Consider the following 16,685-nt stretch of genomic DNA (forward strand, 5'->3'; position numbering starts at 1 on the left):
CGTGCTCTCCCTTTGGCGTCTCGTTCGGCGAGCGCTCGCCGCTGACAGGCCCCCGGGGCGAGAACATATGGGGCAGTCATGACGGTTACAAGGCGGCTGCGACGCGATGGGCAGCCGGCTTCGCCTCTGCTATCGAAGGCCGGTCATTCAGGGAGCCAGATCAGTGCTTACGGATCGACCGATCGTGGTGGCCGGCGCCGGCGCTATCGGCTGTTTCGTCGGCGGCATGCTGGCGGCCGCGGGCCGCCGCGTCGCGCTGCTGGTGCGGCCGCGGGTGAAGAGCGAGATCGAACGCTTCGGCCTGCGGCTGACGGACCATGACGGCTCCGAGAACAAGCTCGGTGCTGGCCAGCTCGCTTTGTCGGAGGACCCTTCGATCTTCCACAGCGCCGGCATCGTGCTGGTGACGGTGAAGAGCGCCGACACCGCCGATGTCGCGGAGCAGATCGCGCAGCATGCGCCGCCGTCGTGGTCTCGCTTCAGAACGGCATCGGCAATGTCGCGGTGCTAGGCGAGCGTCTCGGCGGCCGGCGCGTGCTCGCCGGCATGGTGCCGTTCAACGTGATCGCGATGGGTGAGGGCCGTTTCCACCGTTCGACGTCCGGCGATATTCATGTCGGAGAGGATGCGGAGAACACGGCAGCGGCGCTCTCGGTTCCGGGGCTCACCATGCGCGCGAGCCGCGACATCACCGGCGTGCAATGGGGCAAGCTGATCATCAATCTGAACAACGCACTCAGCGCGCTATCCGACATGCCGCTCGCCGCTCAATTGGCGAGCCGCGACTGGCGAAGGCTGTTCGCGGACCAGATGGCCGAGGGCCTCGCCGCGCTGAAGGCCGCCGGCATCGCGCCGGTTTCGGCAACGCCGATCCCAATGGGATGGACGCCGACCTTGCTGAGGCTGCCAGATGTAATCTTCAATGCGATCCTGGGCCGCACGATGAAGATCGACCCAGAGGCGCGTTCCTCGATGTGGCAGGACCTGAAGCAGGGGCGCAAGACCGAGATCGACTATCTTCAGGGTGCGGTCATCGCGCTGGCCGAACAGAACAATATCGGCGTGCCGCTGATGCGCCGCATTGTTGCGTTGATCAAGGAAGCCGAAGTCGTGGGCAAGGGCCCACCCGGGCTGACGCCACGGCAGATTCGCGGATTAGCGTGAGCGCGAAGGAGCAGTGCGATGAAGCGTTGTTTGATGATCGGGCTCGCGCTGGCTGCGCTCTGCGGCGCATCCACGTTCGCTGATGCAAGGCCGCCGACGGTCGTGAACTCTCCGGGCTATGACGCGCGATTGCAGGAGAGCCGCAAGGCGTTGAGCGCTCCGCCAACGGCAGCGGCGCCCGCAATCAAACCCAAGCGCACTAAGAAGAAGCACGCGAACTGACGCCACGCTCTGCGCCGCCGTCCGGGACAAGGGCGCGCCCAAAGCGCGCGCCAATCCCCGACCCATAATCACAGGATTGGGTGTGGCGAAGACTCGTGGTTGCCGACTGCGTGCGACAACTCCTCCCTGCGGCGATGGGTCTCGGATCTGCGCTTAAGGTTGTCCGGGACGACAGCGGAGTTGGGAGCGGCCAGCTAACCCTTCTTCGCCGGCTTGCTCTGCGTTGGATTGAACAACTTCTTCAAATCGTTCAAGCTTTCCGACAGGCGCGGCCACTCGCAGGAGAAAGAGCCCTTGGTGCAGGGCGCGCCCTTCGGCTTCGGGCCGACAGTCTGCTGCACTTTCGGCCGCTCAACCGGGACGGGCACGCGTACGCGTTCGACCTCGGTTCGCAGTGCGATCTGCTGGAGCTGCTGGACCTGTTGTTCCTGCTGCTCGCGCTGCTGTCGCGCGGTGGCTTGGGCCGCTTCATTGCTGCGGCGCTGACTGGCGAGATAGGCGGTGTAGGCTTCGTCGATCTTCTTCTGCTCCTCGGGGGTCGGATTCGGCCCGGCGATGTCGAAGGTGCGATCCTGGAGGAAGTCGTAATAGGAATAGCCGCCGCCTGCCTTGCGGCGCCCCGCGAACTTGGCGTTGCAATCGGCGAGCGCGGCCGTCTTCTCGGCCTTGGTCGGGGATTTCTCGGCGGCGTCGGCGCATTGCTCGAAGTCGACCGGCGCGCGCTTCCACCATTGCGCCTGGGCATGCGGCAGCGTCAGCAGAAATAATCCTGCTGCGGTAACGAGAAGCGGCGCCGCACGACGCGATGCAACTACGACCGACATTTTACGAGAGCATTCCTTGCCCGACTCAACCCCACCTGAGTCGAGCCGGATTTTTGCCTCTTTATCGCCGGCTTGTCACCCATGGAACCCGGGAATTTCATGGCTGGGCTGCTGACATTTTTTGCTTGACGTGGCGCGGGAGTCACAGCCGCGCGGCAGGTGATGCGCTTAAACTTTTATTGGTCTGAATTCGAAGGAGAATGTCCGTTATGCGAGCGCTGGCAGGTATCGTCGCAACCGCCCTGGTGCGAACGTGGCGCCGGCCGCGCTCGAACAGCGCTATGTCGAGCGCGAGGTGATCTATCTGCTCGGCACCCTCGACGCCAGTCCGGAGCATCTCGCGCTCGACAAGAGCTGCATGGCGAAGGCGCAAGGCGCCACGCGCAACCGACGCGGCCATGCCTATGCGGAGGCGATGGCCAAGCGCAATCACCGCACGCCCAATCACAGGATCTGGGGACGTTCCCGGCGTCGGCCATGACGGCGACAAGATGCTGACCTCGCGATGCGGGCTCGCGGCGCTGTTCGACAGTGCGGGCTGCGGCGCGGAGCGCTGATGCGCATGCCTTGAAGGCTTGTGCCTCGAAGGCTTGCGACTTGAAGGCTAGGCTTTGGCTGTTACACTTCGCGCTGTGAGCGCCTCATCGTGAGGCGGCGCCAAGAAGACGAAGTGGAAACGCCTGATGCTGCTGCCCCTGTCCGACGTGCCGCGCTGGTACGCTGAGCGCAAACCGCACGGCACGATCGCCGTCCGTCATGGGCAGGAGACACTGACATGGGACGAGCTCGAGCGTGGCGCCAGCCGGCGCGCGCGGGCGTTCATGGCCAAGGGCGTCAAGCCCGGTGACTTCGTCGCGATCGGATTACCCAACAGCAACGCGTTCTTCGAGACATCCTTTGCGGTGTGGAAGTGCGGGGCAACGCCGACCTCGCTGTCGTGGCGGCTGCCGCGCGGCGAAGCCGCCGCGGTGCTCGACATCCTCAAGCCGGCGCTGGTGGTCGGCGGCGAGGCCGATTGGAACGCGCCGAACCGTCTCCCGGCTGATTTCGTGCCGCAAGGTTTTTCGGACGAGCCGCTCAACCCGCCGGTGGCGCGCTACTGGAAGGCCATGACCTCAGGCGGCTCGACCGGCCGTCCCAAGGTGATCCTCGACCATCATCCGGCAGTGACCGACACCATCGCTGCGCCGCCGCTTCATATCCCCTTCGGGGTCTCACTGCTCAATCCCGGCCCGCTGTATCACAATGCGCCGTTCATCGTGTCGCATTACGCGCTGTTCGCCGGCGGCAAGCTCACCGGCCTCGTCAAGTTCGACGCTGAGGAGACGCTGCGGCAGATCGAACGCGAGCGCGTGCAATGGGTCAATTTCGTGCCTACCATGATGCACCGGATCTGGGCGCTGCCGGAGACCGTGCGCAACGCCTACGATGTATCGAGTCTTCAGACGGTTTTCCATATGGCAGCTCCGATGCCGCCCTGGCTGAAGGAGAACTGGATCGCCTGGCTCGGGCCCGAGCGGATCTGGGAGCTCTATGGCGGCACCGAGCGCCAGGGCGCCTGCATCATCTCCGGTACGGAATGGCTGACGCACAAGGGTTCGGTCGGCAAGATCGGCGACATGGCGAAGCTTCGCATCATCGGCGAGGACGGCAACGATGTCGCGCTTGGCGAGACCGGCGAGATCTATTTCCTCAACAATGACGGCACGGACGCGACCTATCACTATCTCGGCGCCGAGCCGAAGCGCCGTGCCGACGGCTGGGAATCGCTTGGCGATATCGGCCGGCTGGATGCGGAAGGCTATCTCTATCTCGGTGACCGTCTTGCCGACATGATCCTGCGCGGCGGCGCCAACATCTATCCGGCCGAGGTCGAGGCCGCCGTCTCCGCCTGTCCCGGCGTGCGTTCCTGCGTCGTGGTGGGATTGCCCGATCCGGAATTGGGCCAGCGCGTCCACGCCATCATCGAGCCGGAGCCCGATGCCGACGGTCAGGCCGTCGCTGATGGCGTCGCCGATTTCCTGAAGGACAAGCTCAGCCGCTACAAGCACCCGGAGAGTTTCGAGATCGTCAACGCGCCGCCGCGCGATGATTCCGGCAAAGTCCGCCGCACCCTGTTGCGCGACGAGCGCGCGGCGTGGATGAAGGAGGGGCGCGCCTTCCGGATTTGGCCGGCGAAGGCGCGGGCGCACGCCGAATAAGACAAAAACACGGACAAGAACACGGAAGGACCGACATGACGATCACCATCGCAGCGAGCAGCGTGCCGAAGCCTCCGGCGAGCATCATCGCAGGTTTCGGCGACGCGCCGACCTCGGTGATCTCAGACAATCTGGCCCGGCTGCCGGGCGCAGTGGGGTTAAGGCCCTATCATCGCGGCGGCAAGCTGGTGGGAGCGGCCTTCACGGTGCGCACCCGTCCCGGCGACAATCTCGCCATCCACCGCGCGCTGGAGCTGGTCGGCCCCGGCGACGTCATCGTGGTCGATGGCGGCGGCGACGAGACGCGAGCCCTGGTCGGCGAGATCATGAAGAACATCGCGCAATGGCGCAAAGCCGAAGGCTATGTCATCGACGGCGCGATCCGCGACGTTGCGGCGTTCGCCGCCGACGACTTTCCCTGCTACGCCCGCGCGGTGATCCATCGCGGCCCCTACAAGAACGGCCCCGGCGAGATCAACGTGCCGGTCACGATCGGCGGCAGCGTGATTGCGCCCGGCGACATCGTCGTCGGCGACGAGGACGGCGTGGTGTCGTTTCCCGCCGCGGGCGCCGCGGCTCTGCTGGAGGCGGTGCGCGTCCAGGTCGCGCGCGAGGAGGAGACGCTGAAGGCGATTCGCGAGGGGCGCTACCAGGGCTCCTACGGCAAGTCCTGATCAGGCGGCGACAAGAGGATGGCATGAGCCAGAAGAATGAATTCCACAATATCGATGATCCCAGCGACGGGCTGTTTCGCGAGCTCGCGGCTGGGGTGACCACGCGCATCTTCTCCGGCGAGCAGGCGATGCTGTCGGTGGTGACGCTCGCGCCCCACGCGCAGGGCACGCTGCACCATCATCCCGAGGAGCAATGGGGCGTGCTGCTCGACGGCTCCGCCATCCGCGTCCAGGGCGATGAGGAAATCCCGGTCAAGAAGGGCGATTTCTGGCGCACGCCCGGCAACGTGCCCCACACCATGCGCGCCGGCCCCGACGGCGCCCGCGTGCTGGACATCTTTAGTCCACCAAGGCCAGAATACAGGAAACCGGGATCCGGTTTCGGGACGACCTGAAGCGCTCAAAAGAAAAAGCAAAGCGCGGGGGATCAAAGGGAGGGACCATGACCATCACGCGACGTACGCTCCTGGCTGCGCCGGCCATCCTCGCAATGGCGCCGGCGGCGGCGCAAGGGAGCAAGATCACGCTCGTGGTGCCGTTTCCGCCGGGCGGATCGACCGACGCGATGGCGCGGCTGTTGCAGTCCAATCTGCAAACCAGGCTTGGCCGCATCGTCGTGGTCGAGAACAAGTCGGGCGCCGCTGGCGCGCTCGGCGCGGCGCAGGTGGCCAAGAGCCCGGCGGACGGCTCGACATTTCTGGTGACGTTCGATTCCCATGCGGTGATTCCATCCATCCTCGACAAGCCGCCGGTGGATGTCGAGCGTGAGCTGATGCCGGTCCTGCTGATCGGCACCGCGCCTTACGTGATCGCGGCCGGCGCCGGCCGTCCCTACAAGAGCTTCGCGGACGTGGTGGCGGCCTGCAAGGCGACGCCCGGCGCGGTGAAATATGCCTCGGTCGGCATCGGCACGCTCGGCCATCTCGCCATGACCGTGCTCGGCAGCAAGGCCGGTGTCGAGATCATGCACGTACCCTATCGCGGCGGCGGCCCGGCGATGAACGACGTGCTCGGGGGCCATGTCGATCTGATTGCAGGATCGGCGGCGCTGGTCGCAGCCCAGCTCGGCACCAACATGCTGCGACCGATCCTGCAGCTTGGCCGCGAGCGGCTGCCGGCGTTGCCCGACACGCAGACCGCGATCGAGGCGGGCTTTCCGGACTTCGAGACGCTCGCCTGGTGGGGCATCTTCGCGCCCGCCGGCACGCCGCCGGACATCGTTTCGGCCATGGCGACGGCCTCCAAGGAGATCCTGAGTGAGCCCGCGACCGCCGCCCAGCTCAAGGACACCCAGCACATGACGCTGCTGCTCGAGGACGGCGCCGCGTTCAAGGGCTTCTTCGACAAGCAGGTCGCTTATTGGGGCAAGGTGGTAAAGGACAACAATATCAGGGCGTAGCTATCCGGCCTCTTCGAACTCCGCGGAGCGGCCGCGCGAAACTGAGCTCATGGCCATCGGGGTCGGTAAGATGGAAATAACGTTCGCCCCATTCCGCATCGCGCGGCGTGGTCGAGGGCTGCCATCCGGCGGCGCGAGCGCGCTCGTAGGTCGCGTCGACATCGGCGACATAGAAGATGACGCGGCCCCACCAGGACCAGCGCTTGTCGTCGGGCTGCGCGGTCAGGTTGAGATAGCCGGTCCCGGCGCGAAAGCTGGTAAATGCCGCGGCTTCGCCACCGTGGAGGAGCTCGAATCCCAGAGAATGATAGAAGTGAACGGCGCGCGCCATGTCGTGCGTGCCGAGGGTGATGGCGCTGATGCTTTCGATCATGGGATGCTCCGCACGTCAATCCAGACGCGATTGTACAGCCTCCTCGCTCGGCTTGGCGATGACCCGCCTTGCGGCTGGCGAACGGCATCCTGCTCTGCTATGAGGGGGCCGAACCCGCAACTCCGGGTTCCGCGGTCCCGTAGCTCAGCCGGATAGAGCGGCGGTTTCCTAAACCGTAGGTCGGAAGTTCGAGTCTTCCCGGGATCGCCATTTTCAGGGCCACCGTTACGGTTTGCTACGCCGATCGGCGCAAAAATTGCTAGAAGCAAACGGCTTCCTTCCTTGCTGGTCCGGCCGACGTGCCCGCCACACCCTACAGCACTTCCGGAGACGACGATGCCTTTCGACTTGATCCTGCGCGGCGGCCGTGTGGTCGATCCGTCCCAGAAGCTCGACGCCGTGACCGACGTCGCTTTTGCCGGCGGCAAGGTGGCGGCGGTCGGCAACGGGCTCAAGGCGGATCCGGGCACCGAGGTCCGTGACGCGTCACGCTACATCGTGACGCCGGGGCTGATCGATCTGCACACCCATGTCTATTGGGGCGGCACCTCGCTCGGCATCGATGCCGAGGAATTCTGCCGCCGCTCCGGCGTCACCACGGCGGTGGATACCGGCAGCGCCGGACCGGGCAATTTCGCAGGCTTTCGCAAGCATGTGATCGAGCCGAGCCAGGTCCGCATTCTCGCTTATCTCCACGTCTCGCATGCCGGCATATTCGGTTTCTCGCACCGGATCATGGTCGGCGAGAGCGAGGAGCTGCGGCTGATGAATCCGATCGATGCGGCCAAGGTCGCCGATGCCAATCGCGATCTCATCGTCGGCATCAAGGTGCGCGTGGGCCTGCACTCCTCGGGCACGTCCGGAACCGTGCCGCTCGACATCGCGCTCGAGGTTGCCGAGGAGGTCGGCATGCCCCTAATGGCGCATATCGACCATCCACCGCCGAGCTACGAGGAGGTGCTGGCCCGCCTGCGCCCCGGCGACGTGCTCACCCACGCGTTCCGCCCCTTCCCCAACACGCCCGCGACCGCGCAGGGCACGGTGAAGAAGGCGGTGCTGGATGCACGCGAGCGCGGCGTGCTGTTCGACATCGGCCATGGCAAGGGCTCGTTCGCGTTCAAGACCGCGCGCGCGATGCTCGCCAACGGCTTCTATCCGGACACGATCTCGTCCGACATCCACATGCTGTGCATCGACGGCCCCGCCTATGATCAGGTCACGACCATGTCGAAATTCCTGTGCATGGGCATGGAGCTACCGGATGTGATTGCGGCCTCGACGGTGAATGCGGCGATGGCGCTGCGGCGCCCGGAGCTCGGCAGCCTCAAACCGGGCAGCGTCGGCGACGCCACGCTGATCTCGGTCAAGCAGGGCCAGTTCGATTACGAGGACGTCGTCGGCGAGCACCTGATCGGCGATCGCAAGATCGTCTCCGACGGTGTCGTCATCGGCGGCCGCTGGTGGCATCCGAATTGAGCAGGACGCGACTACAGCGACCTTGCAATCAACAGCTTCATGATCTCGTTGGTGCCGCCGTAGATCTTCTGGATGCGGGAATCGATGAAGATGCGTGAGATCGGGTATTCCTGCATGTAGCCGTAGCCACCGAACAGCTGCAGGCATTCGTCGGCGGTCTCGACCTGCTTCTCCGAGCACCAATATTTCGCCATCGACGCCGTGACCGTGTCGAGGTCTTTGGCGATCAGGCGCTCGATGCACCAGTCGACGAAGACGCGCGCGATCATCGCCTCGGTCTTGCGCTCGGCGAGCTTGAACGCGGTGTTCTGGAATTCCATCAGCGGTTTGCCGAAGGCTTTCCGCTCCTTGGTGTAGTCGGTGGTGAGCTTGATCGCACGCTCCATCGCGGCGACGGCGCCGACCGCGAGCGCGAGGCGCTCCTGCGGCAATTGCTGCATCAACTGGACAAAGCCCTGGCCTTCCTCGTTGCCGAGCAGGTTGTCCGGCGGCACGGTGACATTGTCGAAGAACAGCTCCGAGGTGTCGGAGGCGTGCAGGCCGATCTTGTCGAGGTTGCGCCCGCGCCGATAGCCTTCAGTGCCAGCAGTCTCGACCACGATCAGCGAGATGCCTTTCGCGCCCGCCTCGCCGGTACGCGCGACCACGATAACGAGGTCGGCGGCCTGGCCGTTGGTGATGAACGTCTTCTGGCCGTTAATGACGTAGGAATTGCCCTGCTTCTTCGCCGTGGTCTTCACGGCCTGCAAATCCGAGCCGGTGCCGGGCTCGGTCATGGCGCTGGCGCCGACCATCTCGCCCGAGGCCATCTTCGGCAGCCAGCGCTTCTTCTGCTCCTCCGAGCCATAATTGAGGATATAGTGCGCGACGATGGCGCTGTGCACGGAGACGCCTGTCGTCAGCTCCGGCACCGTGCTTTCGAGATCGTCCAGCACCGCCGCGTCGTAAGCGAAGGTGGCACCCAGCCCGCCATATTCCTCCGGCACGCTCGCCAGCAGCGCCCCCATCTCGCCGAGCCCGCGCCAGGCGAAGCGGTCGACCATCTTCTGCTCGCGCCATTTTTCGGCATGCGGCGCCAGGTCCTTGGCGAGATATTTCCGGAACTGGTCGCGGAAGATTTCGAGCTCTTCGGTCATCCAGGAGGAGCGGTAGGACATGGTTACCTCGGTCAATGCGGCTGTCCGGCTTGGTAGGCCGGCAGGGCGCGGCAATTATTGTGTTTTCAGGCTGCGCCAGTGACGCTACCAAGGCGGCCAGAAATGCATCAGGGTGTCTGATCTTGGCTGCCAAAACTCAAGAGCTCAAGCTCGACATCGAGCGCGTCGGCACAGTCTCGGCGATCCTGACGCAGCCGGCCGAGGCGCGCGCCTGCTACGTGCTGGCGCACGGCGCAGGCGCCGATATGCGGCATGCGTTCATGGAGAAGGTCGCACAAGGTCTCGCTGAGCGCGGCATCGCGACGCTTCGCTTCAATTTCCCGTACATGGAGAAGAAGCAGGGGCGTCCCGATCCACCGGCGGTCGCCCACGCCGCGATCCGCGCGGCGGCCCTGGAGGCGGCGCGGCTATGCCCGGGACTGAAGCTCGTGGCCGGCGGGAAGTCGTTCGGCGGGCGGATGACCTCGCAGGCGCAGTCCAAGGCCCCATTGCCTCACGTCAAAGGGCTCGCCTTCCTCGGCTTTCCCCTGCATGCCGACAAAAAGCCGTCGGTCGATCGGGCCGAGCATCTCGCCGGCATCGCAATCCCGATGCTGTTCCTGCAAGGGACGCGCGACGGGCTTGCCGATCTCGGCCATCTCAGGCCTGTCGTCGCGCGGCTCGGGGCGAAGGCGACGCTGCATGAGACCGAGGGCGGCGATCATTCCTTCGCGGTCCTGAAAAAGTCCGGCCGCAGCAATGACGAGGTGCTGACAGAGGTGCTCGACACGCTGGCGGCTTGGATCGATGGGCTTGCCTGAAGGTCACGCCGCATAGAGCCCCTTGTCGCGCGCCTTCTGGATCGCCAGCGCGGCGATCAGGTCGAGGGCCGGCGTCGATAGGCCGGCGGCGCGCGCGAAGGCGGCCGGCGCCTTCACCAGCACGTCGATCTCCATGGCGCGACCGAGCTCGTAATCCTGGAGCAGCGATGGCTTGTGATTGGGGGCGGGGCCGCTGCGGGTCACGCGCTTGACCTCGGGGATGAAGTGCTGGGCGATGTCGTTGGCCTCGTTCAGCATGCGCGGGATGACTTCAGTGAAGGCGGGATCGTCGCGCACTCCGCGCGCGGTCTGGCCGGTGAGCAGGCACAGCACCGACAGCGACATGTTGGTCAGGAGCTTTGACCAGATCGCCTCGCGGATCTCGGCCACCGGCGGCGATTCCAGTCGGGCATCGTTGAAGACACTGCGCAGTCTGGTGATGCGCTCGGAATTGCGGTCGTCGCATTCGCCGATCAAGAGGCGGTTGCGGTCCGGGGTGAGGTTCTGCACCACGCCGGGCGCGATCACCTCGTTGGACGAGAAGACGACGCCGCCGACGATGCGTTCCTTCGGGATGCAGGCGCGCAAGCGCCCGCCGGGATCGAGAAACGAAATGTCCGGCGGCGTGGGGTGTCGCGGCGGCAGGCCGATGCTGTACCACCAGGGAATGCCGTTCTGCGCGAACACGATCGCGGTGTCGTCCTGGAGCAGCGGCTTGATGCTGGAGACCAGTCCCTGAAGCGCGGTTGCTTTCAGCGTCGAGATCACGACGTCCTGCGGCCCGAGTTGGGCCGGATCGCCGGACGCGATCACCTTGGCGCCGACCTCGGAATCGCCGACGCGCAGCTTGAGGCCGCCGGCGCGAGCCGCCTCCAGATGCGCCCCCCGCATCACGCAACTGACCTCATAGCCCGCGCGTGCCAGCCGTACCGCAATGTGGCTGCCGACGGCGCCCGCGCCGAAAATGCAGATGCGCATGTCTATGTCCCGTCCTGATCTCTTGCCGCCTGGTGCCAGCATGACACAAGCCGCCATGCGATGGACGCGGCCGCCCCACGCCGGAAAGATATGGATCAGAGCGCGCGGCCTCGGCCATAGTGCGCGGCAAACAAATCGACCGGAGGATCGCCGATGACCACCAATCCAGTGTTGTGGACCCTCGACGAGCGCGGCGTTGCGACCGTCACCCTGAACCGTCCCGAGGTCAACAACGCCTATGACGACGCCTTGATCGCGGGCGTGCTCGCGGCCATGGACGATCTCGGCAAGAAGCAGAGCCTTCGCATCGTCGTGCTCCGGGGCAATGGCAAGCATTTCCAGGCTGGCGCCGACCTCAAATGGATCAACGGCGTGCGGCCGCAATCGACTGAAGCGAACAAGGCGGCCTCGCGAGCGACCTTCGAGGCCGTGCAGCGGCTCAACACGCTGCCGGTTCCAACGGTTGCGCTGGTGCAGGGTGGCTGCTTCGGTGGCGGCACCGGCGTGATCGCGGCCTGCGACATCGTGATCGCCGCGGACAACGCCCTGTTCTCGATCACCGAGGTGCGCTGGGGCCTGACCGCCGCCATCATCATCCCGCAGCTCTGCGACGCCATGAGTGTACGGCAAGTCCGCCGCTACGCGCTGACCGGCGAGCGCTTTGGCGCCGAGGACGCCCGCCGCATCGGCCTCGTTCACGAGGTGGTGCCGCTCGCCGAACTGGAGGCCGCAGGCAGCAAGGTGGTGGAGCAGTTGCTCGCCAACGGGCCGGAAGCGATGGCCGAAACCAAAAAGCTCGCGCTGGAGAGCTCGTTCGGCGGCATGGCGGTGGACGATGCCGCTTACACGCGCCTCGTGCATCTGCATTCGGTCAAGCGCCAGAGCGCAGAGGCGGCGGAAGGGCTGGCCTCGTTTGCCGAGAAGCGGGCGGCGAATTGGCGGAGCGGCAAAGGTTAGGCGTTCAGTAGCCGCGGTAGAAGTTGTTGATGCTGCGATAGACGGCATCATCGTCCTGCCGCATCCGGCGCAGCGTTTCGAGTGTCTTGCGCTCGTCGATCGGGGGCTTGTTTTTGGTGGATTGTAGCTCAGTGCGCACTGATCCATAGTCGGCCCCAAGTAAGAGTTGGGAACAGGACGCATCATGCGGGCGATGATCGAAGAACCGGCACGACAGGTGCCGCTCTATGGCGAATATGAAGTCGTCGTGCTCGGCGGCGGCCCGGCCGGCATCGTTGCGGCGGCGTCAGCGGCGCGCGCAGGGCGGAAGACTCTGCTGGTCGAGCGCTACGGCTTTCTCGGCGGCATGGGCACGGCAGCCGGCGTCACCAATTTCTGCGGCCTGCACGGCAATGTCTATGGCGAGCATCGCCGCTTGGTGCAGGGCATGGCCTCGGAGCTGCTGGCGCGGATCGACCGGCTCAACGGTCTCAATGCGCCGCACCTGATCCTCGGAAAGGTCTTTGCCCAGGCCTATGACACCGCCGCCTATAAGATTGCGGCCGACGAGCTGCTTGCGAGCCACAAGGTGCACATCCTCTTTCACGCACTCGGCGCCGGCGTGGTGATGGGCGATGACCGCCGCATCGATGCGCTGATGGTCGAGACCAAGGCGGGCCGGCAGGCGGTGCGATCCGAGATCTTCATCGACTGCTCGGGCGACGGCGATCTCGCGGTGTGGGCCGGCGCGCCGTTCGAGATCGGCGACGAACATGGCCATCCGATGTACCCCTCGATGATGCTGCGTCTCAACGGCATCGATCCCGCGAAGGCAGGGGAGGCCTGGCGAACCATTCCGCAATTGATGGAGAAGGCCACTGCCGCCGGCACGCACAAATTCCCGCGCAAGAGCGCGATCGTGCGGCCGCAAAAGTCCGGCATCGAATGGCGGGTGAATTTCACGCAAGTCGCGCGCGAGGACGGCCACGCCATCAACGGCGTCGAGCCCGACGACCTCACCCGCGGCGAGATCGAGGGCCGCAAGCAGGCGCTCGCCGCGTTCGAGTTCCTGCGCACCGTGCCGGGCTTCGAAAAGTCCTACATCGTCGACCTGCCGCCGCAGCTCGGCATCCGGGAGACCCGCCGCATTAAGGGCGGCTACCAGCTCAGCGGCGCGGACGTGCTCGGCTGCGCTTCGTTCGAGGATTCGATCGGCGTCAATGGCTGGCCGATCGAGGCCCATGTGCCCGGCGACGTGGTCTTCACCTTTCCGCCGATCCCGGACTCGCGCGGCTATAACGAGCTGCCGTACCGGATGCTGGTGCCTGAGGGGGTCGACAATCTCCTGGTCGCCGGCCGCTGTGCCTCCATGACCCATGAGGGCCAGTCGGCGGCACGGGTCTCCGGTGCGTGTTTCGTGATGGGGGAGGCGGCCGGTTCCGCCGCCGCCCTGGCGCTGGCCGGAAACCGGATGCCACGTGACATCCCCGTTGAAAAATTGCAGGAAGCGTTGAAGCGACAGGGCGCCTTCATCGGGCGGGACCAGACGGTGCCCGAGGGCCTGTAGCGGACTGCAAGAGAACGACCAAGAGAACCACTGGAGGAATGGGATGATGGGGATTGCGCGGCTCGCGCTAGTGGGGCTTTTGGCGATCATGGCGACGGGCACGGCCCGGGCCGAAGAGGCGCTGAAGGCCAAGATCGGCGTGCTTCGTCTGTCGTCCTCCGCGCCGGTCTTCATTGCGCAGGACAAGGGCTATTTTCGCGACGCCGACTTGGAGGTCGAGCTGAAATTCTTCGACGCGGCGCAGCCGATCGCGGTCGCCACCACATCGGGCGACGTCGATTTCGGCATCACCGCCTTCACCGCCGGTCTCTACAATCTCGCCGGCAAGGGGACGCTGAAGGTGATCGGCGGCATGAGCCGCGAGAAGGCCGGCTATCCCCTGATCGGCTATTTCGCCAGCAACAACGCCTATGCCGCCGGCCTCAAGACGCCGAAGGATCTTGCGGGCAAGCGCGTGGCGGTGACGCAGGTCGGATCGAGCTTTCATTACTCGCTCGGGCTGCTCGCCGATAAATATGGCTTCAAGCTCGCGGACGTGAAGATCGTGCCGCTGCAATCGCTGTCGAATGCCGCGGCTGCGCTGAAGGGCGAGACTGTCGATGCGGCGCTGCTTCCGGTCTCGACGGCGCGAAAGCTGATCGACGAGGGCGGCGCGAAATTGTTGGGCTGGGTCGGCGACGAGACGCCCTGGCAATTAGGGGCGGTGTTCGCTTCGCCGAAGACGCTGACCAACAAGGCCCTGGTGACAAAACTGCTCGCCGCTCTGGCGAGGGCCGATCGCGAATATCACGACGTCATTCTCGCGGCGATGAAGGACGGGGTTGCGCCGGTCAACGACCAGACCAAGCCGCTCTTGGAGATCATTGCCAAGTATACCAACCTCCCGGTCGAGCAGGTCGTCGGCAACTGTGCCTATATCGACCCCAACGGCAAGCTGGATGTGAAGAACGTCGACAACCAGATCAAATGGCTTCAGGAGCAGGGCTTTGCCGACAAGGGCTTTGATGCGAACGCGATCATCGCGAAGGACTATGTGAAGGCGGATTGATGCTGACGATGCAGACTCTCGTGACGGGCAACCTGCCACCTTCCCCTGCCTCTCCAGGGAAGGGTGAAGACGGCGGGCGCGCATGGATCTGATCGCCAACCACATCTCTCATCGTTTCGGCGACCTCGCCGTGCTCGACGACGTCTCGTTCACCGTCAGCGCCGGCGAGGTCGTGGCGATCGTCGGTCCCTCCGGCTGCGGCAAGAGCACGCTGCTGTCGATCCTCGGCGGCCTCTTGCAGCCGAGCTCGGGGGCGCCCGAGCTGCGCGGCCAGCCGCCGGCGGACAGCCTTAATCCGCTGACCTTCGTGTTTCAGGATTTCGCGTTGCTGCCATGGGCGACGGTCGAGGAGAACGTCGAATTCCCCTTGCTGCACACGCAGCTTTCAGCAACGCAGCGTCGCGCGCTGGTCGAGGACGCGCTGCGCCGCACCGGCCTGACCGAATTTCGCAAGACCTATCCAAAACAGCTCTCCGGCGGCATGCGCCAGCGCGTCGGCATTTCGCGCGCGCTTGCGGTCAAACCTGCGATCCTGCTGATGGACGAGCCGCTGTCGGCGCTGGATTCGCAAACCCGCGAACTCCTGATGGAGGACTTCGTTCGCCTGCTCGCCGACGGCGGCATGGGCGCGGTCTACGTCACCCATAATCTCGAAGAGGCAGCGCGGCTCGCCGACCGCATCGTGGTGCTGTCGCGGCGGCCCGGCCGCATTCGCGAGGTCGTGACCGTGCCGATGACGCGTGCAGAGCGCGGCGAAACCGCTGCGCGGGAAAAGCTGCTGGCGCTGCAAAACCAGATCTGGTCACTGATCCGCAACGAGGCCATCGACGCCGAACGCGAGGTTCAGCATGCTTGACCGCGCGCCGGCGGAAGGCGCTTCGAAGGACCAAGCCACTCGACGCGTCCGCTTCCGCGGTGCGGGCTTCGTGCCTGCGTCGAGCCGCTTCGGCGGCTGGATCGCGCTCGCGCTCGTCATCGCGATCTGGCAGGCCGCCGGCAGCGCGGCCTTCGTCAATCCGCTGTTCCTGCCGGCGCCGTCGGCGATCATACGTGCGATCTATCAGCTCGCGATCTCTGGCGCGCTCTGGCAGCACGTTTCGGCCTCGCTGCTGCGCATCGGCATGGGCTGGCTGCTCGGGACGGCGGCGGGCGTTGCCGTCGGGTTCGCCATCGGCCTGTCGCGGCTCGCGCGCAGCGTCGGCATCACCTTCATCTCGGCGCTGTTTCCGATCCCGAAGATTGCGCTGCTGCCGCTCCTGATCCTTTGGCTCGGCATCGGCGAAGAGCCAAAGATCGCGACCATTGCGCTCGGCGTCTTCTTCTCGACCGCGATCTCGGTCTATAGCGGCGTCGACGCGGTGCCGCGCAACTTGATCCGCATGGCGCAGAGCTTCAACGTTCCGTTTGCCACCATCGTGCGCAAGGTGATCTGGCCTGGCGCGCTGCCCGCGATTCTCGCTGGCTTCCGCATCACCGCCTCGGTCGCGCTGCTGCTCGTCGTCAGCGCCGAGATGATCGGCGCGCAATACGGCATCGGCGCGTTCGTGCTCCAGGCCGGCAATCTGATGCAGACGGATCAGCTGCTCGCGGGTGTGGTGATCCTGTCGGTGTTTGGCCTCGTGGTCGGCAAGGTGATCGGCTGGCTGGAGACAAGGCTGCTGCACTGGCGGTAGGGGCATTCACGACGGCTGTAGGGCGGGCAAAGCGAAGCGTGCCCACCACGTCTTCATCATTCGCGGAAGCATGGTGGGCACGGCGCAAGTGCGCCTTTGCCCACCCTTGTATTAGCCTGATCGGTTATGTTGAGCCGTTCCGTGAGGAATGGCCCAGCCCGGGTGGCCGCCCGAGCTGGGTCGCCGTTCGATC

17 protein-coding genes, 1 tRNA gene and 2 pseudogenes are annotated in these 16,685 nt (G+C 65.4%); 15 read left to right on the plus strand and 5 right to left on the minus strand.

Going from position 1 to position 16,685, the window contains the following annotated elements; all coding sequences use genetic code 11:
* Positions 1 to 163 precede the first annotated feature (163 nt).
* Positions 164 to 1,164, plus strand: a pseudogene (locus IVA98_RS17300) (2-dehydropantoate 2-reductase).
* A gap of 18 nt (positions 1,165 to 1,182) precedes the next feature.
* Positions 1,183 to 1,386, plus strand: a complete 204-nt coding sequence (locus IVA98_RS17305; RefSeq protein WP_247276337.1) for a hypothetical protein — start codon at positions 1,183 to 1,185, stop codon at positions 1,384 to 1,386.
* A 194-nt stretch (positions 1,387 to 1,580) separates the two neighbouring features.
* On the opposite strand, the gene IVA98_RS17310 is transcribed toward IVA98_RS17305, so the two are convergent.
* The gene (locus IVA98_RS17310) at positions 1,581 to 2,210 is read right to left on the minus strand and encodes a hypothetical protein (protein ID WP_247297964.1); all 630 of its coding nucleotides are present in this window, start codon (positions 2,208 to 2,210) and stop codon (positions 1,581 to 1,583) included.
* 237 nt (positions 2,211 to 2,447) lie between these two features.
* Here IVA98_RS17310 and IVA98_RS17315 point away from each other — a divergent pair.
* The 5 genes and pseudogenes from IVA98_RS17315 to IVA98_RS17335 form a co-directional block, all read left to right on the plus strand.
* A pseudogene (locus IVA98_RS17315) lies at positions 2,448 to 2,767 on the plus strand (alpha/beta hydrolase); the annotation flags it as partial.
* Positions 2,768 to 2,893: 126 nt separating this feature from the next.
* The gene (locus IVA98_RS17320) at positions 2,894 to 4,411 is read left to right on the plus strand and encodes an AMP-binding protein (RefSeq protein ID WP_247297967.1); all 1,518 of its coding nucleotides are present in this window, start codon (positions 2,894 to 2,896) and stop codon (positions 4,409 to 4,411) included.
* A gap of 35 nt (positions 4,412 to 4,446) precedes the next feature.
* Positions 4,447 to 5,085: an RraA family protein gene (locus tag IVA98_RS17325; protein ID WP_247297970.1), complete on the plus strand. Its 639-nt coding sequence runs from the start codon at positions 4,447 to 4,449 to the stop codon at positions 5,083 to 5,085.
* A 23-nt stretch (positions 5,086 to 5,108) separates the two neighbouring features.
* Positions 5,109 to 5,480, plus strand: coding sequence for a dimethylsulfonioproprionate lyase family protein (locus IVA98_RS17330; RefSeq protein ID WP_247276341.1), 372 nt, complete (start codon positions 5,109 to 5,111; stop codon positions 5,478 to 5,480).
* A gap of 47 nt (positions 5,481 to 5,527) precedes the next feature.
* The gene (locus IVA98_RS17335; protein ID WP_247297973.1) at positions 5,528 to 6,484 is read left to right on the plus strand and encodes a tripartite tricarboxylate transporter substrate-binding protein; all 957 of its coding nucleotides are present in this window, start codon (positions 5,528 to 5,530) and stop codon (positions 6,482 to 6,484) included.
* Here IVA98_RS17335 and IVA98_RS17340 read toward each other — a convergent pair.
* Positions 6,474 to 6,857 carry a VOC family protein gene (locus IVA98_RS17340; RefSeq protein ID WP_247297974.1) on the minus strand — a complete coding sequence of 128 codons (384 nt, stop codon included), beginning with the start codon at positions 6,855 to 6,857 and terminating at the stop codon, positions 6,474 to 6,476. The two genes, IVA98_RS17335 and IVA98_RS17340, sit on opposite strands and share 11 nt — an antisense overlap.
* A gap of 133 nt (positions 6,858 to 6,990) precedes the next feature.
* On the opposite strand from IVA98_RS17340, the gene IVA98_RS17345 reads away from it, so the two are divergent.
* Together IVA98_RS17345 and IVA98_RS17350 are read left to right on the plus strand one after the other, a co-directional pair.
* Positions 6,991 to 7,067 (plus strand) — tRNA-Arg (locus IVA98_RS17345).
* Between the two features lie 126 nt (positions 7,068 to 7,193).
* A complete protein-coding gene (locus IVA98_RS17350; protein ID WP_247333330.1) occupies positions 7,194 to 8,333 on the plus strand; it encodes an amidohydrolase/deacetylase family metallohydrolase in 1,140 nt (379 codons plus the stop codon).
* Between the two features lie 11 nt (positions 8,334 to 8,344).
* On the opposite strand, the gene IVA98_RS17355 is transcribed toward IVA98_RS17350, so the two are convergent.
* Positions 8,345 to 9,490, minus strand: a complete 1,146-nt coding sequence (locus IVA98_RS17355; protein WP_247355239.1) for an acyl-CoA dehydrogenase family protein — start codon at positions 9,488 to 9,490, stop codon at positions 8,345 to 8,347.
* Between the two features lie 122 nt (positions 9,491 to 9,612).
* On the opposite strand from IVA98_RS17355, the gene IVA98_RS17360 reads away from it, so the two are divergent.
* On the plus strand, positions 9,613 to 10,290 hold the full coding sequence (locus IVA98_RS17360) for an alpha/beta hydrolase family protein (RefSeq protein ID WP_247297977.1): 678 nt from the start codon (positions 9,613 to 9,615) through the stop codon (positions 10,288 to 10,290).
* 3 nt (positions 10,291 to 10,293) lie between these two features.
* On the opposite strand, the gene IVA98_RS17365 is transcribed toward IVA98_RS17360, so the two are convergent.
* Positions 10,294 to 11,268, minus strand: a complete 975-nt coding sequence (locus IVA98_RS17365; protein ID WP_247297980.1) for a ketopantoate reductase family protein — start codon at positions 11,266 to 11,268, stop codon at positions 10,294 to 10,296.
* A 153-nt stretch (positions 11,269 to 11,421) separates the two neighbouring features.
* On the opposite strand from IVA98_RS17365, the gene IVA98_RS17370 reads away from it, so the two are divergent.
* Positions 11,422 to 12,225, plus strand: a complete 804-nt coding sequence (locus tag IVA98_RS17370; RefSeq protein ID WP_247297983.1) for an enoyl-CoA hydratase-related protein — start codon at positions 11,422 to 11,424, stop codon at positions 12,223 to 12,225.
* 4 nt (positions 12,226 to 12,229) lie between these two features.
* On the opposite strand, the gene IVA98_RS36975 is transcribed toward IVA98_RS17370, so the two are convergent.
* Positions 12,230 to 12,364: a hypothetical protein gene (locus tag IVA98_RS36975; RefSeq protein WP_256466461.1), complete on the minus strand. Its 135-nt coding sequence runs from the start codon at positions 12,362 to 12,364 to the stop codon at positions 12,230 to 12,232.
* Positions 12,365 to 12,409: 45 nt separating this feature from the next.
* Between IVA98_RS36975 and IVA98_RS17375 the strand changes: the two genes are divergently transcribed.
* The 4 genes from IVA98_RS17375 (at position 12,410) to IVA98_RS17390 (ending at position 16,492) form a co-directional block, all read left to right on the plus strand.
* Positions 12,410 to 13,771, plus strand: a complete 1,362-nt coding sequence (locus tag IVA98_RS17375; RefSeq protein ID WP_247297986.1) for an FAD-dependent oxidoreductase — start codon at positions 12,410 to 12,412, stop codon at positions 13,769 to 13,771.
* A gap of 43 nt (positions 13,772 to 13,814) precedes the next feature.
* Positions 13,815 to 14,819, plus strand: coding sequence for an ABC transporter substrate-binding protein (locus tag IVA98_RS17380; protein WP_247297989.1), 1,005 nt, complete (start codon positions 13,815 to 13,817; stop codon positions 14,817 to 14,819).
* Positions 14,820 to 14,901: 82 nt separating this feature from the next.
* Positions 14,902 to 15,675 carry an ABC transporter ATP-binding protein gene (locus IVA98_RS17385; RefSeq protein WP_247297991.1) on the plus strand — a complete coding sequence of 258 codons (774 nt, stop codon included), beginning with the start codon at positions 14,902 to 14,904 and terminating at the stop codon, positions 15,673 to 15,675.
* Positions 15,668 to 16,492 carry an ABC transporter permease gene (locus tag IVA98_RS17390; protein WP_247297994.1) on the plus strand — a complete coding sequence of 275 codons (825 nt, stop codon included), beginning with the start codon at positions 15,668 to 15,670 and terminating at the stop codon, positions 16,490 to 16,492. The genes IVA98_RS17385 and IVA98_RS17390 overlap by 8 nt, the downstream gene beginning before the upstream one ends.
* Positions 16,493 to 16,685: the final 193 nt, after the last annotated feature.

This window comes from Bradyrhizobium sp. 160 (assembly GCF_023073735.1).
Lineage (GTDB): Bacteria > Pseudomonadota > Alphaproteobacteria > Rhizobiales > Xanthobacteraceae > Bradyrhizobium.

Coding starts and splice junctions, on each gene's coding strand:
- IVA98_RS17310 (WP_247297964.1), bottom strand. CDS start 2,210: ATGTCGGTCGTAGTTGCATCGCGTCGTGCGGCGCCGCTTCTCGTTACC.
- IVA98_RS17370 (WP_247297983.1), top strand. CDS start 11,422: ATGACCACCAATCCAGTGTTGTGGACCCTCGACGAGCGCGGCGTTGCG.
- IVA98_RS17375 (WP_247297986.1), top strand. CDS start 12,410: ATGCGGGCGATGATCGAAGAACCGGCACGACAGGTGCCGCTCTATGGC.
- IVA98_RS17325 (WP_247297970.1), top strand. CDS start 4,447: ATGACGATCACCATCGCAGCGAGCAGCGTGCCGAAGCCTCCGGCGAGC.
- IVA98_RS17365 (WP_247297980.1), bottom strand. CDS start 11,268: ATGCGCATCTGCATTTTCGGCGCGGGCGCCGTCGGCAGCCACATTGCG.
- IVA98_RS17385 (WP_247297991.1), top strand. CDS start 14,902: ATGGATCTGATCGCCAACCACATCTCTCATCGTTTCGGCGACCTCGCC.
- IVA98_RS17335 (WP_247297973.1), top strand. CDS start 5,528: ATGACCATCACGCGACGTACGCTCCTGGCTGCGCCGGCCATCCTCGCA.
- IVA98_RS17380 (WP_247297989.1), top strand. CDS start 13,815: ATGATGGGGATTGCGCGGCTCGCGCTAGTGGGGCTTTTGGCGATCATG.
- IVA98_RS17355 (WP_247355239.1), bottom strand. CDS start 9,490: ATGTCCTACCGCTCCTCCTGGATGACCGAAGAGCTCGAAATCTTCCGC.
- IVA98_RS17320 (WP_247297967.1), top strand. CDS start 2,894: ATGCTGCTGCCCCTGTCCGACGTGCCGCGCTGGTACGCTGAGCGCAAA.
- IVA98_RS17340 (WP_247297974.1), bottom strand. CDS start 6,857: ATGATCGAAAGCATCAGCGCCATCACCCTCGGCACGCACGACATGGCG.
- IVA98_RS17390 (WP_247297994.1), top strand. CDS start 15,668: ATGCTTGACCGCGCGCCGGCGGAAGGCGCTTCGAAGGACCAAGCCACT.
- IVA98_RS17350 (WP_247333330.1), top strand. CDS start 7,194: ATGCCTTTCGACTTGATCCTGCGCGGCGGCCGTGTGGTCGATCCGTCC.
- IVA98_RS17305 (WP_247276337.1), top strand. CDS start 1,183: ATGAAGCGTTGTTTGATGATCGGGCTCGCGCTGGCTGCGCTCTGCGGC.
- IVA98_RS17330 (WP_247276341.1), top strand. CDS start 5,109: ATGAGCCAGAAGAATGAATTCCACAATATCGATGATCCCAGCGACGGG.